General features: G+C 46.8%; 1 protein-coding gene. It reads right to left on the reverse strand.

All coding sequences use genetic code 11. The features are described 5' to 3' along the window. Positions 1 to 466 precede the first annotated feature (466 nt). Entirely contained in the window at positions 467 to 1,756 is a 1,290-nt protein-coding gene (locus QUB39_RS30360) for an HhoA/HhoB/HtrA family serine endopeptidase (protein ID WP_333057605.1), read from the reverse strand. Between the last annotated feature and the right edge of the window lie 329 nt (positions 1,757 to 2,085).

The following is a 2,085-nucleotide window of genomic DNA, read 5'->3' on the forward strand; positions in this document are numbered from 1 at the left end:
GTCTACAGCGGCAAATTGCTGCTTTTTTCCGTATGCTTTGAATTCAAAAACTAGCATGACTTCGACCTCATCACGTTCTTCTTATGCTAACAGCACTAGCTTAATATCATCAAAGTGTTTACAAGACTTTACAGAGTTGTATCCTAAGTTGCAATCCTAATATCTAATGAAAGATACTGGGAAGCTAAAGCCTCCTTCTCCCTTTCATCCCCGGACTAAAGTCACGGGGTTTTCATGTTCGATTTCTATAAATTATGGTAACAATGAGTACCCCCCACATCCCGACGGGGGATTAAACCCCGTCTCACAGACCAAGCCGATTAAAACTCACCTCTTGCAGCATTCTCAAAAACGGGCTCTCCGGCCCGTTCCACAAGAGATTAATTTTCTTGTGGAACAGGCCGGAAAGCCTGTTCCTAAAAGGATTATTGACAATGGTGCAATATCTAAGTTTCAATCAACAATTCTACCGCTGCTGATCCGCTGGAAAAGCACCCGCTTTCACCGCCACAGTAACAGGTTGTCCGCCGCGGCTCAATTCAAGCTGCAGATCGCTGCCCACTGTACTTTTCTCGACAATTTGCTGTACGCTGCCAGCATCGCTGACTTCTGCACCATTGATTCTCTTGATCACATCGGCAACGCGAACTCCAGCTTGTGCCGCCGGAGAATTTCTCGCAACTCCCAAAACTAACACGCCTTTATCTTCAGTCAGCCTCAATTTGGTGTTGGGATTTTGATTAAATTCTCTCTTGATTGCGGGAGTAATGCTCAACATCCGAACGCCGAGATAAGGATGTTCGGCTTTTCCTACTGTTACTAATTGGTTGGCAATTTGTTGTGCTCGATCGATCGGAATAGCAAAACCCAATCCTTGAGCGCCTTGAATAATCGCCGTATTCATGCCGATAACTTGACCGCGCTGGTTCAGCAGCGGCCCACCAGAATTGCCGGGATTGATCGCAGCGTCGGTTTGAATAAAGCTGACGCGCTTGTCGGGAACACCGACATCGGCGCTAGAACGGCCTGTAGCGCTAATAATTCCCACAGTCACAGTATTGTCCAAACCGAGGGGATTGCCGATCGCGATCGCCCATTCTCCCGGCTGTAACTCTTCAGATTTGCCCAAACTCACCACAGGCAAATTGTTAGCTTCTATTTTAACAACAGCCACATCAGTAACTGTATCTACGCCTAAAACTTTGCCGACAAATTCGCGGCCATCCTTCAGTTTTACCGTCACCGTATCCGCGCCATTAACAACGTGAGCGTTAGTCAAAATGCGGCCATCTGAACCAAAAATAAAACCCGAACCTGAACCCCTTTCTACCCGATTTCCCGGCGCAATCGGAGATTCTGAACCGAAGAAGCGGCGGAATTGCTCGGGTATCTCATCTGGAACTTGGTTCGTCACCGTGCGAGACGAATTGATCCGCACCACTGCCGGCCCGACTTCCTGCACAACTTTACTGACAAAATTAGAGTCTTGAGAGGGAAGTATATTGGCAGGCAATGCTGAGATTGGCGCTGTAGTTGAAGGTTCAGCTTGAATGGCGTTAGAACTTCCAGGAACTTGAGAAGTTAGGGCGTTGCACCCAACAGTTGCGGTGGAACCGAGCAAAATGAGAGATAAAAAAGCCAGTTTTTTCGGCAAAGAAGAACGGCGAGAACGCACAGTTGTAGCAGGCATATTTTTAGTTGACATAGTATTGATTTGGTGGGAGTTAGAGGGAGAGTTATAATTAGGATTTTGCATTTTTAGCACCTACTGTAATTAAATTACAACTAAAGGTTCTTTAATTTTAATTCAAGCATTTATGAGTTCTGCTTGACTGGTGGGGTTTACCCTACAAGCTGGGGTAGAAACCGGACAGTCGCCGGCAAATTGTTTGTGGATTCGAGCTTTTGAGTGCGATCGAACTGGGTCGGCACTGGCGAATTGCTGTGTGAGTGCGATAATACAAACTACGGTAGCCAGCTCGCATATTCCGCATTTCTCGCGAACTTTTCACCAAAAAACTGGGTCTGAAGCCCCGTCCTTATAGGACGGCTTTACATTGAATTAAATCCCCTTTCGGGGTCGGA

The organism is Microcoleus sp. AT8-B5, assembly GCF_036705565.1.
Classification (GTDB): Bacteria; Cyanobacteriota; Cyanobacteriia; order Cyanobacteriales; family Microcoleaceae; genus Microcoleus.